We start from the raw sequence: 19,530 nt of genomic DNA, 5'->3' as shown, positions 1-19,530 counted from the left end.
ACCAAAAGTAATTCAAACCCTGCAGCCTGGAAAATTAATTATCGTTAATTCGGAAGTGCTTTTTATTTAAAGGAAAATGACTTCTCCTGTATGCAGGTCGTAATATGCACCAATGACCTTAATCTCACCGTTATCCGCCATTTCTTTTAATATGGCACTTTTGGTTATGAGTGTTGTTATAGTATTCAATACATTCTTTTTCGCGACCCACTCAACAAATGCTTCGTTTTTGGATGACTTCTCACCCTGGAAATCCTGTGACTGCGCAACAGCGGGAGTGATGTTATTGATCATGGCAGTTATATTGCCCAATTTTACATTATCAATGGCAGCTTTGATAGCGCCGCATGCTTCATGTCCCATTACCAATACCAGTTTGGCGCCGGATACTTTGCATGCGAATTCCATGCTGCCTAGGATGTCTGTATTTACAAAATTTCCTGCCACCCGGGCCACAAAGAGATCACCGATCCCCCTGTCAAACACATCTTCAACAGGAATTCGGCTGTCTACACAGGAAAGAACAATCGCCTTTGGATATTGTCCGGCGGCTGCATCTCGTACCATCGCAGAATGATCCCTTAAGGTTGTATTATTTGACCGGAACCTTTGATTTCCTTCTTTCAGGATTTCAATAACCCTGTCAGGCGTTAGTGCTTTTTGTTCTTCAGCTGTCAATACTTTTTCCCTTAATGGCTTAAGAGCTGAATCAACTGGTTTCGACGTATTTTCCGGCTGTTGTCTGGATGCATTGTTTTGGCAGGAGAGAAAGGTTCCTGTTGCAAATAGACATATCAATGCTAGTGAAAACTTTGTCATATGTCCTGATTTTATCAGTTGGCAGTCCGCAGTAAAAGTTTTCAAAGAAGCGTGGGATGTAATGGGGCAGGAAAGCAAAAGGCTCACTTTTGAAGTGAGCCTTTGCGGACCGGACGGGACTCGAACCCGCGACCTCCGCCGTGACAGGGCGGCATTCTAACCAACTGAACTACCGATCCATTTCCCTCATTTTGAACATGTTGTTCGTAATTGGGATTGCAAAGATAACGGGAATTCGTCTTTACAAACAAACTTTTCGTAAATTTTTTTCATCCCTTAATTTTACAGCTCAACAACTACTTATGCCGGAGAATAAGAACAGACAATTCCTGGAATTTGAAAAACCGATTAAAGATCTCTTTGACGAAATTGAAAAAATGAAACAGGCCCAGGAAAAAAATCCTAAGGTCGATATGAGTGGTCCCATCTCCGAGCTCGAGAATCTCGTCATTGAAAGAAGAAAAGAAATTACTCAGAATCTTACCAGCTGGCAGAAAGTACAACTGAGCCGTCATCCGGATCGCCCTTATACCATGAAATATATCGGCAAGATGACAACAGGTTTCGTTGAACTTCATGGCGACCGGAATGTCCGCGATGACAAAGCCATGGTCGGCGGGTTTGCACAGCTTAACGGTGAAACGGTAATGTTCATTGGTCAGCAGAAAGGTATCAACACAAAAATGCGCCAGCTCCGCAATTTCGGAATGGCAAACCCCGAAGGATATCGTAAGGCATTACGCCTGATGCGTCTCGCGGAAAAGTTCAATAAACCCATCATCACCCTTATCGATACGCCGGGTGCCTATCCCGGGCTTGAAGCGGAAGAGCGCGGCCAGGGTGAAGCCATTGCCCGCAACATCTATGAAATGATGCGCCTCAAAGTACCCGTGATTTGTGTGGTGATAGGAGAGGGAGCATCAGGTGGAGCATTGGGCATCGGTGTGGGCGACCGCGTTATGATGCTTGAAAATACTTGGTACACCGTGATCTCGCCGGAAAGCTGTTCGTCCATCCTCTGGCGCAGTTGGGAAATGAAAGAAAAGGCAGCTGAAGAATTGAGGCTTACCTCTGATCATATGTTTAAATTCGGACTGGTTGACCGTATAGTTCCCGAACCAATCGGCGGGGCACACTGGGATTATGACCAGGCCGCAGCCAACCTGAAGTCCGTGCTCGTAGAAACTTTACAGGACCTGAAACAGGTGCCCGCAGAAGAGCGGGTTCGTCAACGCATTACGAAGTTCAGTAAAATGGGCTTCTGGGATGAATTGCCGGCATGATCCGGCCCTGAATAATTTTTCACACGACTAAAATCTAAAATATTTCCATGTCTCTCAGGCAATCTCTCCGTGGTACCGGCGTGGCGCTGGTAACCCCTTTTACATCTTCCGGCAAAATTGATTACTCTGCACTTGAAAGTCTTATCAACTTCATTATAAAGAACGGTATTGAATACGTGGTTACCCTGGGTACCACCGGTGAAACTCCGACCTTATCGAAAGAAGAAAAAATTGACATCGTCAATTTTACCTACGAAATGGTGGACGGGCGCGTTCCTGTTGTGGTAGGTATCGGTGGCAACAATACCAATGAACTTGTGAATGACCTGGAGCAATTTCCGCTGGATAAAGCAGCTGCCGTGCTAAGCGCAAGTCCATATTACAACAAGCCTTCACAGGAAGGGATTTTCCAGCATTATAAGGCATTGGCAGCTGCTTCGCCAAAGCCCATTATCCTGTATAATGTTCCCGGGCGTACCGGCCGCAACATGGAAGCATCCACGGCTCTTCGCCTCGCACATGAAGTGAATAATATCGCGGGTATTAAAGAAGCCGCAAATAACATGGTTCAGTGCATGCAGCTGCTGAAAGACCGTCCTGAAAATTTCCTGGTTGTAAGCGGTGACGACGATCTCGTTATGCCCCAGCTTGCCTGTGGAATGGATGGAGTGATCAGCGTTGCAGCAAACTGCCTGCCGCGTAAATTCTCCGATATGGTTCGCGCCGGACTCGCATTCGATTTCAAGAAAGCAAAGGAACTGAACGACACCATGCTTGAAGCATATCACCTGCTTTTTGCGGAAAACAACCCGGCTGGCGTTAAGGCGTTCCTGGCGGAACTCGGACTTATTGAAAACCACCTGCGACTGCCGCTCGTTCCCCTCAGCCAGGGCCTCAGGCAGAAAGTGCATGATTATCTCATGAAGTAAGGCGGTTTTGTAGCGGTATGATAACTGTTCATCGCAACATAAGCAGGTTGTGATCCTTTTATGTAATTTTTGCATAAATGCAGACAACCAGCTGGTATACTTCCAAATGGGCCATTATCTGTTACCATGTGTTCGCGTGGGTTGTGACACTTTTCCTGCCACACCTGATGCGAACAGTATTGGAATCGGAGGAAGACCGGCCCAGGAATGAAAGAATGATTCACCCGGATAAATTACCGCACTATCACAACGACAGTGCGGTAAGATTTCCGGGACCTCCACCACGGCGGGCCGACAGGACCGAGCCGAAATTTTTTACTCAGGCAGCCATGGCCATGAACCTGTCATGGATTGGTATTTTTTACCTGAATGCCTTCGCACTCATCCCCGCTTTGGTTTACAGGCGAAAAGTCCTTCAATATATTTTGGTCCAGGTGCTCTTATTTGTTTCAGTAGCCTTACTGGTCAGCCTGTATTTTTATTGGCGGATGAAAGGCATCGCGTTCCGTTTTCCGATGCCGCTCCTCTTCAATATCTTCCCCTTCTTTTTTGTGCAGGCAGGCAGTATCGCCTATCGTTTCATTGCTGATAAAATCGAAGCTGACCGCCAGAAGAAGGAGACGGAGAATGAAAGTCTCCGTACCGAATTGTCATTCCTCCGGTCGCAGATCAGTCCCCACTTTATTTTCAACGTGCTGAATAACATGGTATCACTTGCCCGGAAAAAATCAGATTTGCTGGAACCTTCGCTGATCAGGCTCTCCGGCCTGATGCGATATATGTTGTATGAATCCGATGAAACCCGTGTTTCACTGGGGAAAGAAATGGAATACCTGCAACATTATATCGACCTGCAGATGTTGCGGTTCGGCAATGATGTGCAGCTTGATGCTGACCTCCGGGAGCCGGATGCCGAATACAGCATTGAACCAATGCTGCTCATTCCTTTTGTGGAAAATGCTTTCAAGCACAGCACAGGTTCCATGTACAAGCCGCAGATCGCCATAAAGCTCAGGACCGAAAAAGGTTTGCTGCATCTCCATGTTAGCAACAGTTTCCTTTCCGCAGCGGGAAACAATGCCGACCTTGAAACATCAGGAATAGGACTGACTAATGTGCGCAGGCGTCTTAACCTGCTGTATGCACATAAACATGAACTCCTGATCACTGAAAGTGATAATGTGTATCTTGTAACACTTCAAATCAGGCTGGTATGACCATACGTTGCATCGCAGTGGATGATGAGCAGCTGGCGCTCGACCTGCTGGTGGACAATATCAGCAAAGTGCCTTTTCTCCAACTGGTGGGAACGGCAAAAAATGCGATGGAAGTAATCAGCCTGCTCCAACAGGAAACCGTTGACCTGGCGTTCCTGGATATACAGATGCCCGGACTCTCCGGTATGCAGCTGGCTTCGAGTCTCAAGGGACGCACGAAAGTTATTTTCCTGACCGCATATGAACAGTTTGCACTGGAGAGTTACAATGTGAATGCTATCGATTACCTGGTTAAACCTGTTTCGTTTGACCGCTTCCTGGAAGCGTGTATGAAGGCGCTTGATTCTTTTTTATCAAGATCTGCCTCAACCCAGGCGCAACCTGCAAATGCGGTTAAGGAAGAAGGGAAGTATCTCTTTGTTAATGTTGAATACAACATCGTAAGGATCCTCATCAATGATGTGATTATGATTGAGGGCTATAAGGATTACGTGAAGATCCACCTTGCGTCCTCAAAGCGACCGGTCATTACACGAATGAGTATGAAGCACCTCGAAGAAAAATTACTTCCTTATGATTTTTTCAGGGTGCATAAGTCATTTATTGTATCACTGACCAGGATCGAGTCCATCCAGAGGAACGCTGTCAAACTGGGTGAACTCGAGGTCCCGGTCGGTGATTTGTATAAGGATGCGCTGATGGAACGGATCAACCAGCGCAATATCCTTTGAGTATGTTAATCGTTTTCTTCGTATGTTGATGCGGGTGAGAACTCACGCAAATCGTCGAGCCGCAATCCCGAACTTCTTCCTGTTGTGATAAATCCTTTCCCGTTTATACCAAATGCGACAGCGCCTTCCCGCGAAGTTCCCTCGAATGACGTTTTTTCTGACCAGGTGTCAGTAACGGGTTCATACTCCCAGCAGGTATTGGTGAGTCCACCGTTTGATCCAGTAGTTATGTATCCCTTTCCGTCGATCGCAAAAGCAATGGCATTGCTCCGCATGATGGTATAGGAGTCGTCGTATGTTTCATCGCTTACATTGCTTATTTTTCGTTTCTCTGTCCATTTTTCCTGCACAGCATCATATTCCCATAGGTCGTTCAGGTAGCTGCCGTTATTTGTGCCGCAAGCGAGGTAAGCTTTTTCGCCGATCACAAAAACAACAGCATCGGATCTTTTACTGCCGCCCGGACTCACTTTCTGTATCCAGGTATTTCCGACCGGATCATATTCCCAGAAATCTTTCAGGTAGTTGCCGTCATAGCCACTGCATACATAGCCTTTGTCATTCAAGCCAAAAGCAACAGCATCATATCGCGCAGAGCCGGCAAAATCGGCCACCCTGGTCCAACTGTCTGCGACCGGGTCATAAGCCCAGAAATCATTCAGGGTGTTCACACCATCAAATCCCAATCCGGCGTAGATTTTTCCACTAGCAGCGAAGGCTACACCGGAACTTCTGGCAACGCCCGGGAATGCTGCTTTTTTCTTCCAGAAATCCGACTGGCTGTCATATTCCCAGAAATCGGTGAGCCTGTTGGTGCCATCGTAACCGAGACCTATAAATGCTTTTCCGTCGAGTGTTACAGCCACAGCTTCACTTCTTCCAACACCTTCGAAGTCCGATCTTCTGATCCAGTTTCCAACAGTCTCCGTTGTACTGGTCGTGTCTTTGACACATCCTGAAGCCAGCATCACGATAAATGATAATCCTGCAATGTTTCTTTTCACGGTTATTTTTTGTGCAAATCTTTCTTTCGGCAGGCGAACCAGGAATCGTCCTGCGACGAACTGGTTTGATCTGCCGACAAAGTGCCGTGTATTGAATTGGTAGCATCATAATCCGCATTCGTAGCACAGCCATGACTGTTAGCATTCCTGCGACGGTTCTTTGCCGGAAAAAAATGATGTCGAGGACTGTTGTTTATATCCGGACCGTAGTTTGTTTGTTACTGTGGACAGCCTGCACAAGAGAAGCGCAATACATTGAAACAGTCACACCGTCTGAGAATCCCTACCTGGTCCAGGTTGATTCTTTCCAGGGCAACTTCACTGTTTATCGTGAGGATTCATTTGTCACTTCCACATCAGCATTTGCACTTGCCGGCTTTCATCATGACCCGGATTTCGGAACTGTCAGGAGTGAACATTTTGTGCAGATGGGGTTGCCAACAATTCCTGAACTGGCAAATTCTGCACGGTTCGACTCTATTGAACTTGTACTGAAACTTAATGACGCATCGTACGGTGATACGATGAGCCGGTTTGCGCTGCAGGCATACCGCCTTGAAGAACAATTATACAACGAGAAGAAAATATTCTATAATACCAGCAGGTTCACAGCAACACAATCCTTAGGAAGCTTTAATGCTGTCGTTCGACCCCAGGCAGATGACAGTATCCGCTTTTTGCTCAGTGCATCGTTTGGTAGTGAACTTTTCGGGTTGCTCAGGACCAAATCCGTCATCACTGGAAATGAAGAACAATTCCTCCAATATTTCAAAGGTCTCAGGCTCGCAGTTGATACCTCCCAGACAAATGTGATGTTCGGTTTTGGAAAGGATCTTGTCATGCGCCTTCATTACCATGAAGATGATGGCAATATCCATCGGAAATCAATTGACTTCATACCTTCAGCCTCCCCTTACCAGTTCAATTACATTTTCCGGCGGTACGGGAATAGTGAACTCTCACCGCTTCAATCCTCTAAAGATGCCAATGCTGCTTTGATGAACAACAGGTTCTTCCTGCAGGAATTTTTCCGCATCCGGACGGTAATAGATTTTCCTGACATCAGCCAGTTACCGAAAACAGCTGATTTTGTTAAAGTGCTCAATGCGCAGCTGGAGATCAGGCCCGTCAGTACAACCGGGAGCTATTACGGTTTGCCACCCGCCCTGAATGTGTACCAGCTCCAGGCTGATCAAACAATGGTCGGACCAATTCTGAACAGCGAGGGGTCGGCGCAGGACGGAGACCTTAGTCTTGACGCTGTGTATGGAAAGGATACCCGGTACCTGTTTGATGTGACCAACTATGTGTTACAGGAAATAGGTGCTGATAATTACTCCTCGCAAAAACTCGTTCTGGCAATTGGTGGCGGTGACAGTACACTTTCACGCTTCACCGGTAATACGACAGCGGCACCTTCGCTCCGTTCTCGCCTGATCGTTTCCATGCTCGTATACAAAACACAATAATGCCAAACTATAATTTCGTATGTGCAGAACTGTTATATTGACTGTTTTCATGGTGGCTTCGGTTTTTGATGCTCAAGCCCAAAGCGGCACCAACTCGGTATATTCCGCGTATGGCATTGGTGACGTTCAACTTCGTGACTATAATGGCTATTCGGCCATGGGTGGATTGGGTGTCGCACTTCCCTCCGTTACGACGTTGAATGACCTGAATCCTGCTTCCTACGGCTCGATGCCTTTCAGCAGGATGCGTCTGGAGCTGTCTTTCGGTGGAAAATCCGTTCGCTACAGCTCGGGCACCCAAAACATAGCTGCGGGAGATTTTACTGTACAGAAAGCTGCCATGGGCTTCAGTCTTTTCAGGAACTGGGGGACTGCGTTCGGGATCCGCCGCTATTCAAATGTAGAATACCTTACTTCCGGCAACCGTTACCTGCAGGGCACTTCGGCCAAGCTTACCAGCACCATTGAAGGAAACGGGGGATTATATGAATACTATTTAGCCAATGGGTTAACCATTAAAAAACATCTTAGCCTTGGTGTGAGCATCGGGCTTTTATCCGGGTCTGTAAACCGGAAAGAAAGTTTTCTGACAGCTGTTGATGAAGGCATAACGGTCGATAAAAACTCCCATTACAGTAACGCCATCGTCCGGACAGGTGCGCAGTACAAGTTTACCACGGGTGGCCTCCGGTGGATCGCAGGTGCCACCTGGCAACCCGGGGTATCGCTGCAAAAGCTGGAGGATAATGTAATCGCCGACCTGGCGGGTAATACGCTCGTGGAAGAAAATGCCCGTTCCACACAGTTCGAATATCCTTCAACCTGGTCGGCCGGTCTGACCATGCAGCGCTCTTACTGGAAATTCGGCATGGATTATATAACCCAGAACTGGAACAAGGTCAATTACCAGGGGGCAAATTTCCGGACAACAACATCCGGTAATATCGCTGCCGGTGTTTCATATTCAAAACCACGCAAAACCCTGTTCGGTACTATTGACGGACCTTCCTATAGTTTTGGATTCAACCGCGATCTCAGTTACCTGGTTATTGACGGACAGCAAGTGCGGTCCTGGGCTTTCACGGGTGGCGTCTCGCTTCCATCAGCCACCGGCTTCTACCATTACCATTTTGCACTTAAGGCAGGTCAGCGTGGCACGAACTTTTATCCGCTTGTAAAGGAAAATTTCTTTGAATTCAATTGTAATATCAGTCTTGCTTCCATACTTTACAGGGGGGGACGAAAATATGATTGACGTATTTAAAGAAACCATAACCGTATGAAGCGATTAACCTGCCTGTTCCTGATCATTTCGGTTTGCCTTTGCCAGGCCACTGCCCAATATAAGGTCGTAATCAGGATTACGTCCCTGCCTGCATCTCCGCAGGCAAGCGAGGTGTTTATAGCAGGCGATTTCAACAACTGGAATCCTTCAGATCCGAACAGCAGGTTACAAAAAGGGGCACAGGGACTTTTCTTTTTCGAAGGAAGTAATGTCCCGTCAGGAACATATGTATATAAATTCACCCGTGGCTCCTGGGAAACGGTTGAAACAAACTTCAAAGGACAATCTATCGATAACCGGACCCTGACCATCACCTCTGATACAATGGTTAGCCTTACTATCGAAGGCTGGCAGGACGCGGTGAAATCGGCGCCACCGAAAGTAGTTTCCACTGCCAGTCCCCAGGTCAGATGGCTCGACACCGCCTTTGCTATTCCACAACTTGAGCGGTCACGACGCATCTGGATCTATCTTCCGGCGAACTATGACAAAAGCGCAAAGCGATATCCCGTACTTTACCTGCACGACGGCCAGAACCTGTTTGATGCTGCCACTTCTTTTGCCGGCGAATGGGGTGTTGATGAAACCCTCGACTCATCCGGAAAAGGGTTTATCGTTGTCGGGATAGACAACGGCGGTCTGAAAAGAATGAATGAATACAACCCGAATGACCATGAACGTTTCGGGAAAGGTGAGGGGCGGGAATACCTTGCGTTTTTGGCCAGGACTCTGAAGCCATATATTGACCGGCATTACCGCACGAAGAGTGACCTGAAACATACATCCATTGCAGGCAGCTCGATGGGCGGACTGATCTCTTTTTATGCCGGGATACTTTACCCGGATGTGTTCGGAAATATTGGCGTGTTTTCTCCTTCTTTCTGGATAGATCCGTCCCTTGACAGTGTAATCGGTCAAAAGGTAAACAACAGGCTCAATAAAAGGCAACGCTATTATTTTTATGCCGGGCAGCTGGAGGGGCAGGAGATGGTACCGGACACCTATAAAATTGCCAATCACCTGGAAAGGCTGACCGGTCAGAAATATCCTGTCAGAGTAAACGAAAACGGGCGGCACAATGAGCCCGCCTGGCGCCAGGAGTTTCCCAGGTTCATTGAGTGGCTGTCTGTGGAAGTAAATTGAATTCAGACCCTGTAGCTCACGCCTTCGAGTGCCAGGATGGTATTGGGAAATATTTCACGTGCCTCTGATTCGAAAAGGTCCAGCTTCTCATATTTTGAGCTGAAGTGCCCAATGATTAATTGTCCCACCCCGGCCATGCTTGCAATAGTAGCCGCCTGGTGTGTCGTACAATGGAAACGCTGTATCGCGCGTTCCCCAAGATCTTTGAGATAAGTTGTTTCGTGGTAGAGGAGGTCCACACCTTTTATCTTGTCGATGAGGTTTTCGTCGTAACTCGTATCTGCCGAATAGGCATAAGACCTCGGCTTTGGGGCAGGGTCAGTGACCCATTCATTCAGGATTAACCGACCATCTTTGGTTGTATAATTCTCCCCCCATTTCAACCGGTCGTAAAATGACGACGGAACTTCATGCTGCAATGTTTTTTCAGGGTTGATCCGACGTGGAGCCCTTACCTGTTCAAACCGGAAACCCCAGCAGGGGATCCTGTGGTTGACACGGAAACAGCTTACCTGGAATTTTTCGTGACGGACCAAAACACCTTCATCCCCCAGAGGGTGGAAGTGGATGGTAAATGGAAGGGTTGTATCAGCGACCCTTAGCTGGAGGTCAATAAGTTCTTTGAGCGGTGCCGGGGCATATAAATGAAGATCCAGCTCCCTGCCAAGCAGGCCCATGCTGGTGATCAGCCCGATCAGCCCGAAATAGTGGTCACCGTGCAGGTGGCTGATGAAGATATGCTGGATGCAGCTTCTTCTTATCTTGTATTTCGCCATTTGCATCTGGGTGCCTTCTCCGCAATCGATGAGGAACAGGAACTCATCCAACGTTACGATTTGCGCCGTTGGGTGCCTGTCGAACGCCGGAAGCGCAGAATTATTTCCTAATATGGTTACAGCCAGCATATGTTAAAGTATGCAAATCTATGCGTTAAAAGCCGGGTCGTCATCATCAAGCAACTCTCTTTCAATTTCTTCCATCTGTACGATATCCCATGCCTCACTTTCTGTCGGAGTGGCGCTTAACATTTCGAGCAGCTGTTCATTGTCGAGAAATTCCTCTATGGCAGGCTGGATCCCGCAGATCACGAACGATGCATTGTTTTCATAAAATGACTGCTGGATTTTAACAAGTGACTCCGCTGATTCAACGTCAATTTCCGTCACACTGTTAAGATTGAGGACAACGTTTTTAACTTCTTTTTGCAGGAGTGCAGATAAACTCTTCTCCATTTCTGCTGTCATATTAGCAGTGATTTTTGGATCAAGGATCGTTATGACATGAAATTTCTCCTTGGTATCAATTTTGACCTGCATACGGTTATAATTAAAAGGCGATCTAAACGTTCTTTGAGTTACAGATTATTCACTTGCTGGCAACCGGTGGACAACTGTCAGAACTGGGTTTCAAAGCAAACCTAAACTCAAAAATATTCGTTATTATTGTATAACACACAACAACTTATAAAATGGACAACAATTTTTCAGCCCAGGTAAAAGAGATCATCTCGTTCAGCAGGGAGGAAGCGTTGAGACTAGGGAATGATTTTATCGGTACCGAGCATTTATTGCTGGGTCTGATAAGAGAAGGTGATAATACCGCTGTCCGTATTCTTAAGAGTTTTAATGTTGATTTGTATGAACTCCGAAAGGAAGTTGAACTTGCAGTTAAGGATAAAACAGGAAAGAATATTGCCAACATCAACAGCCTGCCACTAACCAAGCAGGCAGAGAAGGTAATTCGTGTAACCGTGCTCGAGGCAAAGGCATTAAAAAGTCCAACCGTCGAAACCGAACATCTTATGCTATCAATCCTGAAAAACAAAGAAAATATTGCTACACAGATACTCAACCAGTTTGATGTGGACTACGACCTGTTCAGGAATGAACTGGGTGTGGTGAAAAGCAATGATGTGAGAAGTGAATATCCGGATGAAAATGATGATGACTTTGATGAGGAAAAGAAATACAGTCAGCAAAAGGCCAAGCAGGCAGGTAATACAAAAAGTAAAACTCCTGTGCTTGACAATTTCGGCAGGGATATTACAAGACTCGCAGAGACCGGTGCACTTGACCCAATTGTAGGTCGTGAAGAAGAAATCGAAAGGGTATCGCAGATTTTGTCGCGCCGGAAGAAGAACAACCCGATCCTGATTGGTGAACCTGGTGTGGGTAAGACCGCCATTGTGGAAGGTCTTGCACTTCGCATCGTTCAGCGTAAGGTATCCAGGGTATTGTTCGATAAACGCGTGATCTCCCTTGATCTTGCTGCACTGGTTGCCGGTACCAAATACCGTGGCCAGTTTGAAGAGCGGATGAAGGCAATCATGAATGAACTCGAAAAGAACCGCGATGTGATTCTCTTCATTGATGAGATCCACACTATTGTAGGTGCCGGTGGTGCCAGTGGTTCACTTGATGCATCAAACATTTTCAAACCTGCTCTTGCACGGGGTGAATTGCAGTGCATCGGTGCTTCGACCCTGGATGAGTATCGCATGTATATCGAAAAAGATGGTGCACTTGACCGCCGCTTCCAGAAAGTGATGGTTGATCCGCCGACTGTTGACGAAACCATCCAGATCCTTAACAACATCAAACCCAAATACGAAGAGTATCATAACGTAAACTATTCAGACGATGCAATTGATGCATGTGTGAAGCTCAGCGACCGTTACATGACAGACCGTCTGTTGCCGGACAAGGCGATCGATGTACTGGATGAAGTAGGTGCACGCGTTCACCTGAAAAACATCAATGTACCGCAGGAGATCCTGGAGCTTGAGAAGAAGATCGAGGATGTGAAGAATGAAAAGAACCGCGTGGTGAAAAGCCAGAAGTTCGAGGAAGCTGCATCTCTCCGCGATACAGAGAAGAGACTGCAGGAAGACCTGGAGAAGGCAAAGTCACATTGGGAAGAGGAAAGCAAGCATAAGCGCTATCCGATAACCGAGGAAGATATTGCGGAAGTGGTGAGTATGATGACTGGCATACCGGTGAAGCGGATGGTGCAGGCTGAAAGCGAGAAGTTGCGGAAAATGTCTGAAGATATGGCCAGTATGGTTATAGGACAGGACGAAGCCATTCAGAAAGTCGTGAAGGCCATCCAGCGTAACCGCGTAGGTCTGAAAGATCCCAGGAAACCTGTTGGTTCGTTTATTTTCCTCGGACCGACTGGTGTGGGTAAAACCGAGCTGGCTCGTTCACTTGCACGTTATATGTTCGACAGTGAAGACGCCCTGATCCGGATCGATATGAGTGAATACATGGAGAAGTTTACCATCAGCAGATTGATCGGTGCACCTCCGGGATATGTGGGATACGAAGAAGGCGGCCAGCTGACAGAGAAAGTCCGCCGCAAACCTTACAGCGTTATCCTGCTTGATGAAATCGAGAAGGCTCACCCGGACATCTACAACATCCTGTTACAGGTGCTCGATGATGGTCAGCTTACCGATGGACTTGGCCGGAAGGTGGACTTCAAGAACAGTCTTATTATCATGACTTCGAATATCGGTGTACGTCAACTGAAAGACTTCGGTGACGGTGTAGGTTTCGCTACTGCGGCACGTACAGCGAGCACAGACGAGACGAATAAGGCGGTTATTGAAAAAGCGTTGAAGCGTACCTTCTCACCTGAATTCCTGAACAGGATCGATGATGTGGTGATCTTCAATTCACTCACAAAGGATCATATCTTCAAGATCATAGATATTCTTTTGAACGGTGTAATGAAGAGACTGAAGAATCTTGGATTCAGCCTTGAGCTGACTGAAGAAGCCAAGAGCTTCATCGCCGAAAAAGGATACGACCAGCAGTTTGGTGCAAGGCCCCTGCACAGGGCACTGCAGAAGTACCTGGAAGATCCGCTTGCGGAAGAGATCCTGAATATGACTATCAAGGAAGGCGATATCCTTATTGCTGACCTCGACAAGGAGCAGAACAAGATCACATTCCGGATGAAGGAATCATCTCCACCAAAGAAGGAAAAATCTGAAGCATAAATTAAAAGCCCTCCTGCATACAGGAGGGCTTTTTAATTTTTACTTTTGACTATTTATTATGGCCAGGAAAAAAATCATCATTACTATTGACGGCTGGAGCAGTTGTGGCAAAAGCACCCTTGCAAAACAGCTGGCAAAGGAACTGAACTACGTATATATTGACAGTGGTGCCATGTACAGGGCCATAACCCTTTATTTTCTCCGGAACCATGTGGACTGGACCGACACACAGGAAGTGCAAAAGGCACTGGAAGATATCCAGCTCGAGTTCCGTTATAACGAAAATAGCCTTCAGAGTGAGATGTACCTCAATGACGAGAACGTTGAATATGTGATCCGCGACCTGGTAGTTGCCGAAAAAGTAAGTGAGATCGCGGCTATAAAGGATGTGCGTACATTCGCCGTTAACCAGCAACAGGAAATGGGCAGGAAAAAAGGCATTGTGATGGATGGCCGTGATATTGGCACCGTCGTATTCCCAAAGGCTGAACTCAAGATCTTCATGACAGCCGATAACAAGATCAGGGTGGAGCGGAGGTTTAAGGAACTCTTCGAAAAGAACCCCAACATTACAATAGAGGAAGTCAAGAATAACCTCGAAATGCGCGACTATATTGACAGTCACCGTGAAGTAAGTCCGCTTCGCCAGGCAGATGACGCTCGTGTTCTCGATAACAGCAAAATAGGAATGGACGAACAGTTGAAACTGGCATTGTCGTGGGTTCATGAACTGATCTGAATCGAACGGTGACTGTATCAAAAGCGTACAGCATTCGCAGACTCCAAACTCTTAACAGACTGATAGTTAGGCCTGTAGATGACTGGCATTTTATTTAATTGAAAAATAGAGCCAAAATCCCAGGTTATGTTTAAGAACTATCTGAAAACTGCATGGCGCAACCTGATGAAGAACAAAACCTTCTCAGCCATTATCGTAATGGGCCTTGCAATAGGTATTGCTGCATTCCTGATGATTGCCAATTATCTCAGGTTCGAATACAGCTTTGATGATTTCCATGCAAAGAAGGACAGGATTTTCCGGTTGCCGATGATCGTGACTGAAAAAGGTGGCGAGCCGCAGACATTTGCGTTTACATACCCGGCTGTAGCCCCGGCAATCAAGAAGGACTTTCCTGAAGTGTCGGAAGTTGTGCGCTTCCGGAAAAGATGGGGGATTGTACAGCATGGTGACGAAAAGATCAATGAAAGCGGCTTCATTTATTTTGCAGACCCTTCTGTATTCAGGATCTTTTCATTCGAGTTTCAGAAAGGGGCACCGGCCCAGGCACTGACTCATCTGAATGATGCGGTGATCAGTCAATCCACAGCAACCAAATATTTCGGTAATTCAGAAGCGCTCGGGAAAACATTGAGGTTCGACAATGAAGATTATGTTGTGACAGGCGTAGTGAAGGATTTTCCCGCAAACTCGCATCTGCAATTTCACATCCTGTTGAATTTCAATAAATATATCCAGCTTACCAACGGCAATGCCAATACGAGCTGGGGATGGAGCGATTTTTACACCTACGTGTTACTTAAAGAGGGAACGGATGCCAATGCTCTTGAAGCAAAGCTGCCCGCATTTGCAGAGAAGTACATGGGAGGCAGGATGAAGGAGGACGGCTTTTCCGTTACTTTCAAAGTGCAGCCGCTAAAGGACATTCATACCCGCTCTGTTTACAATTATGAGCTCGAAGGAAGCGGCAATCTCTATTATCTGAAATACCTGGGCATTGCCGCGCTTCTCATACTCCTGATCTCACTGATCAATCATGTAAACCTGTCAACAGCCCACTCACTTGAACGGTCAAGGGAAGTGGGGGTACGGAAAGTTATGGGCGCAACAAAGCTGCAACTCGTCAGGCAGTTCCTCGCAGAATCCTTTCTCGTTAACCTGCTGGGGATGGGAATCGGGTTCCTGTTATATAGTCTCGTGCTCCCAAAGTTTGCACAATTGATCAGCAGGAACATTGCGGACCTGGAGGCAACGGGCGCCTGGTTTTGGGTAGCCGCAGTCACAGTTTTCATGGTCAGTACCCTGCTGGCCGGATTTTATCCTGCCTTTGTGCTTTCATCTTTCCAGCCCGTTAAAACGTTGAAATCTGCAGCAGGATTTTCAGGTAATAATAAAGGCAGCAATTACCTGCGCAAGGCACTGGTGGTACTACAGTTCACAGCGGCCATAATCCTTACCGGCGGGGCAATTGGATTTTATCAGCAGCTGCGGTTTATGAGCAGTCGTGACCTGGGCGTGAATATCCGGCAGACATTGGTTCTTGAACAAACTGTAAACCAGCCTACAGGAGCGATGTCGACAGTCGAATCATTTGTAAACGACCTTGGTAAGATTCCCGGCGTACGCACAGTTTCCGAATCCACGGATGTTCCGGGAAATGAAGTAGGTAGTTCAACGGGGTTCCGGAGGATTAACTCTAACGACAATAAAAGTTGCAGGACATTCGGGATAGATGAGAAATTCATCCCGGATTATGGTATCACAATGGTAGCCGGGAGGAACTTTGATAAAGACCAGCCATTTAATGAAGCGGATTCGCTACAGGTTCTCAATGTAATCATCAATGAAACGGCATCAAGGATCCTGGGATTTGGATCACCGGACGAAGCCATTGGGAAAATGCTTATGCAGGCTGAGCGGACATGTAAGGTAGTCGGAGTAATGTTTGACTACCACCAGCAATCACTCCAATATAGTTTTGATCCAATAATTTATTATCCAGCCAGGCACACGGATATGGGGATGTACTCCCTGAAGGTGGAAACTGCCGATGTGCCAGGGCTTGTGGCCAGGACAAAGGATGTGTGGAACAAAAGATTTCCCGGGTCGCCTTTCCAGTACTTTTTCCTGGATGACCATTTCGACAGGCAGTACAAAAACGACCAGGTTTTTTCCTCTGTCCTGTGGTGGTTCACTGTGCTGTCGATTGTGATTGCTGGTCTCGGACTATTTGGTCTTTCACTATATTCTGTGGCTAAACGAACCCGGGAGATTGGAGTACGGAAAGTTCTGGGTGCAACTGTAACGCAGATTTTCCTGCTCATCACCCGCGATTACCTGAAGCTTGTCTTATATGCAGGCCTCGTTGCCATTCCTGTCGCTGCCTGGCTGCTGACAAGCTGGATGGAAGATTATGCTTTCCATATTGATATCAGTCCGGGAATCCTGTTATACCCGCTGGTACTCATCCTGTTGATTGCAGTGGTTACGGTTGCATACCAATCAGTGAAAGCGGCTCTTGCAAATCCAGTGAATAGCCTGCGTACGGAATAGGTTACGCCGGAATAAATAAAGCCCCGCTCGAAAGCGGGGCTCTTGCAGTTTGATTTGGTCCTCAATATGATTAGCGGAGGAACAGCATTTCGCGATACTTCGGAAGCGGCCAGTGTGTATCATCCACCAGCAATTCCAGTTTATCAACCCTGTAACGGATCGCATCAAAGAACGGCGCTTTAACCTGGCTTTCATAAGCGATTGCCTTGGTGCGTGTGTTCTCCATTGCATTGCAAACCTTACGGGCTTCAATCATTTTCTCCACGAGGTCACTCAGGATGTTGATGTGTTCGCTGATCTTTTTCAGGATCTGCTTCTGGTTGCAATAGGTGCTTTCATCCAGGCCAATGTCCTTCAGTCCACGGATGTTCTGAATGAGGATGTTCTGGTATTTAACCGATGCAGGCAGAACGTGGCTGGTGCAAAGCTCACCCATGATCCGGGCTTCAATCTGCACGCGTTTGATATATTTTTCCAGTTCGATCTCATGACGTGCTTCGAGCTCAACATGCGTAAGTACATCATTGCTTTCGAACAGGTGCTTTGATTTTTCAGTAACCATCGCATCGAGTGCAAGGGGAGTAGTCTTCAGGTTCGGAAGTCCGCGCTTCTCAGCTTCTTTTGCCCACTCCTCGCTGTAGCCATCACCTTCAAAGAGAACCTTGTCGCTGTCCACGATGTATTCGCGGATCACATGCATGATGGCGATCTCTTTCTTTTCTCCTTTTTCGATAAGGGCATCTACATCCTTCTTGAACTGCTTCAGCGTTTCGGCCATGATGGTGTTCAGGGTTGTCATCGCGTTAGCGCAGTTTGCAGATGAACCAACAGCACGGAACTCGAACTTGTTGCCGGTGAAAGCAAAAGGTGAAGTACGGTTACGGTCAGTGTTGTCGAGCAGGAGCTCAGGGATGCTGCGGTGCAGGTCAAGTTTCAGGATTGCTTCATCCTGCTCGTCGAACTTATCGCTTACGCGCTCTTTGATCTCTGCCAGTACGTTGCTCAGGTATCCACCTACAAACACCGAAATGATTGCCGGGGGAGCCTCGTTGGCACCCAGGCGGTGGTCGTTACCAGCACCTGCGATGCAGGCACGCAGAACGTCTGAATATTCATAAACCGCCTTGATGGTGTTCACGAAGAACGTAAGGAACATCAGGTTGGTCTTTGGCGTTTTGCCGGGAGCAAGCAGGTTAACACCAGTATCGGTTGACATGCTCCAGTTATTGTGCTTGCCGCTGCCATTGATGCCGGCAAATGGCTTCTCGTGCAGCAGTACACGCAGTTTATGGCGACGGGCAACGCGATCCATCACATCCATCAGCAGGGTGTTATGGTCAACGGCCACACTCACTTCTTCGAAAATAGGTGCACACTCGAACTGCGCCGGCGCAACTTCATTGTGGCGGGTTCTTAACGGAATACCGAGTTTATAAGATTCGTTTTCGAAATCACGCATGAAGGCATAAACGCGCTCGGGGATGGAACCGAAGTAGTGGTCTTCCAGCTGCTGTCCTTTCGCGGGTGCATGGCCGAATACAGTACGTCCGCTCAGTACGAGGTCGGGACGTGAATTGAACATAGCCTCATCAATAACGAAATATTCCTGCTCCCAGCCGAGAGTTGCTGCAACGCGGTTAACATTTTTATCGAAATAGTTTGCCACGTCAACGGCATGTTTGTTAAGTGCTTCGAGCGACTTTAACAGCGGTGCTTTATAATCCAGTGTTTCACCGGTATACGAAACAAAAATTGTGGGAATACAAAGTGTCTTTCCTTCGCCGATCTCCATGATGAAAGCGGGAGAGGAAGGATCCCATGCCGTATAGCCGCGTGCTTCAAAAGTTGCACGGATACCACCACTCGGGAATGATGATGCGTCAGGTTCCTGCTGGATCAGCGCTGCCCCGTCAAACTCTTCGATTGCGGTACCATCACCTTTCAGTGTGAAAAATGAATCATGCTTTTCAGCGGTTGTGCCTGTCAGTGGCTGGAACCAGTGTGTATAATGCGTAACACCTTTTGTTTCTGCCCACTGGCGAAGGCCAGCAGCAATCTGGTTAGCTACTGTACGATCAATCTTTCTTCCCCCTTTAATAGAGGCAAGAAGGCTTTTGTAAGCCTCATCACTCAGGAAAGCCCTTGCTTTCTGCAGCGTGAACACATTTTCACCAAACAGGGCCGTGATCTTAGCGGGACCCGGAACATTCACCTGGTTACCCTGGTTGATGTTGTTGAGAGCACTGAAACGTAATGACATGAGAATGATTTTTAGCTGTGCAAATAAATGACAAAAGTTAAAATACTGACACAATAAATTAGCTTCTGTTCAAATTTCCGCTAAGTTGGGCAAAA

15 protein-coding genes and 1 tRNA gene are annotated in these 19,530 nt (G+C 47.2%); 10 read left to right on the top strand and 6 right to left on the bottom strand.

Going from position 1 to position 19,530, the window contains the following annotated elements:
- Positions 1-66 precede the first annotated feature (66 nt).
- The gene (locus tag OI18_RS19890) at positions 67-819 is read right to left on the bottom strand and encodes a carbonic anhydrase family protein (RefSeq protein ID WP_039143106.1); all 753 of its coding nucleotides are present in this window, start codon (positions 817-819) and stop codon (positions 67-69) included.
- A gap of 105 nt (positions 820-924) precedes the next feature.
- Positions 925-998, bottom strand: a tRNA-Asp gene (locus OI18_RS19885).
- 123 nt (positions 999-1,121) lie between these two features.
- Here OI18_RS19885 and OI18_RS19880 point away from each other — a divergent pair.
- The 4 genes from OI18_RS19880 (at position 1,122) to OI18_RS19865 (ending at position 4,979) form a co-directional block, all read left to right on the top strand.
- Positions 1,122-2,102: an acetyl-CoA carboxylase carboxyltransferase subunit alpha gene (locus OI18_RS19880; protein WP_039143103.1), complete on the top strand. Its 981-nt coding sequence runs from the start codon at positions 1,122-1,124 to the stop codon at positions 2,100-2,102.
- 47 nt (positions 2,103-2,149) lie between these two features.
- Positions 2,150-3,031, top strand: a complete 882-nt coding sequence (gene dapA, locus OI18_RS19875; protein ID WP_039143100.1) for a 4-hydroxy-tetrahydrodipicolinate synthase — start codon at positions 2,150-2,152, stop codon at positions 3,029-3,031.
- A gap of 77 nt (positions 3,032-3,108) precedes the next feature.
- A complete protein-coding gene (locus OI18_RS19870) occupies positions 3,109-4,248 on the top strand; it encodes a sensor histidine kinase (RefSeq protein WP_039143099.1) in 1,140 nt (379 codons plus the stop codon).
- On the top strand, positions 4,245-4,979 hold the full coding sequence (locus OI18_RS19865; protein WP_039143096.1) for a LytR/AlgR family response regulator transcription factor: 735 nt from the start codon (positions 4,245-4,247) through the stop codon (positions 4,977-4,979). Before OI18_RS19870 ends, OI18_RS19865 begins: the two co-directional genes overlap by 4 nt.
- A 5-nt stretch (positions 4,980-4,984) precedes the next feature.
- Here the strand turns inward: OI18_RS19865 and OI18_RS19860 are convergent, their stop codons facing one another.
- Entirely contained in the window at positions 4,985-5,983 is a 999-nt protein-coding gene (locus OI18_RS19860; protein WP_205410078.1) for a Kelch repeat-containing protein, read from the bottom strand.
- 173 nt (positions 5,984-6,156) lie between these two features.
- Between OI18_RS19860 and OI18_RS19855 the strand changes: the two genes are divergently transcribed.
- The 3 genes from OI18_RS19855 to OI18_RS19845 are packed head-to-tail and all read left to right on the top strand — an operon-like array spanning position 6,157 to position 9,880.
- Positions 6,157-7,452 carry a DUF4270 family protein gene (locus OI18_RS19855; RefSeq protein WP_160290265.1) on the top strand — a complete coding sequence of 432 codons (1,296 nt, stop codon included), beginning with the start codon at positions 6,157-6,159 and terminating at the stop codon, positions 7,450-7,452.
- Between the two features lie 19 nt (positions 7,453-7,471).
- Positions 7,472-8,707 carry a BamG family beta-barrel-assembly machinery protein gene (gene bamG / locus OI18_RS19850; protein WP_152616895.1) on the top strand — a complete coding sequence of 412 codons (1,236 nt, stop codon included), beginning with the start codon at positions 7,472-7,474 and terminating at the stop codon, positions 8,705-8,707.
- A gap of 24 nt (positions 8,708-8,731) precedes the next feature.
- Complete coding sequence (locus tag OI18_RS19845; protein WP_039143086.1) at positions 8,732-9,880, top strand: alpha/beta hydrolase-fold protein; 1,149 nt, start codon at positions 8,732-8,734, stop codon at positions 9,878-9,880.
- 2 nt (positions 9,881-9,882) lie between these two features.
- On the opposite strand, the gene OI18_RS19840 is transcribed toward OI18_RS19845, so the two are convergent.
- Complete coding sequence (locus OI18_RS19840; protein ID WP_039143084.1) at positions 9,883-10,785, bottom strand: ribonuclease Z; 903 nt, start codon at positions 10,783-10,785, stop codon at positions 9,883-9,885.
- Between the two features lie 18 nt (positions 10,786-10,803).
- Positions 10,804-11,196, bottom strand: a complete 393-nt coding sequence (locus OI18_RS19835) for an STAS domain-containing protein (RefSeq protein WP_039143081.1) — start codon at positions 11,194-11,196, stop codon at positions 10,804-10,806.
- 152 nt (positions 11,197-11,348) lie between these two features.
- On the opposite strand from OI18_RS19835, the gene OI18_RS19830 reads away from it, so the two are divergent.
- From OI18_RS19830 to OI18_RS19820, 3 genes are all read left to right on the top strand, one after another.
- Complete coding sequence (locus OI18_RS19830) at positions 11,349-13,883, top strand: ATP-dependent Clp protease ATP-binding subunit (RefSeq protein ID WP_039143079.1); 2,535 nt, start codon at positions 11,349-11,351, stop codon at positions 13,881-13,883.
- Positions 13,884-13,941: 58 nt separating this feature from the next.
- Complete coding sequence (cmk, locus tag OI18_RS19825; RefSeq protein ID WP_039143078.1) at positions 13,942-14,622, top strand: (d)CMP kinase; 681 nt, start codon at positions 13,942-13,944, stop codon at positions 14,620-14,622.
- Positions 14,623-14,748: 126 nt separating this feature from the next.
- Complete coding sequence (locus OI18_RS19820; protein WP_039143077.1) at positions 14,749-17,175, top strand: ABC transporter permease; 2,427 nt, start codon at positions 14,749-14,751, stop codon at positions 17,173-17,175.
- Between the two features lie 70 nt (positions 17,176-17,245).
- On the opposite strand, the gene OI18_RS19815 is transcribed toward OI18_RS19820, so the two are convergent.
- A complete protein-coding gene (locus OI18_RS19815) occupies positions 17,246-19,435 on the bottom strand; it encodes a glutamine synthetase III family protein (RefSeq protein WP_039143075.1) in 2,190 nt (729 codons plus the stop codon).
- Between the last annotated feature and the right edge of the window lie 95 nt (positions 19,436-19,530).

It is taken from the genome of Flavihumibacter solisilvae, from assembly GCF_000814475.1.
GTDB classification, from domain to species: Bacteria; Bacteroidota; Bacteroidia; order Chitinophagales; family Chitinophagaceae; genus Flavihumibacter; species Flavihumibacter solisilvae.
The sequence above is the reverse complement of the archived record's forward strand: the minus strand, read 5'-3'. Positions and strand labels throughout refer to the sequence as shown.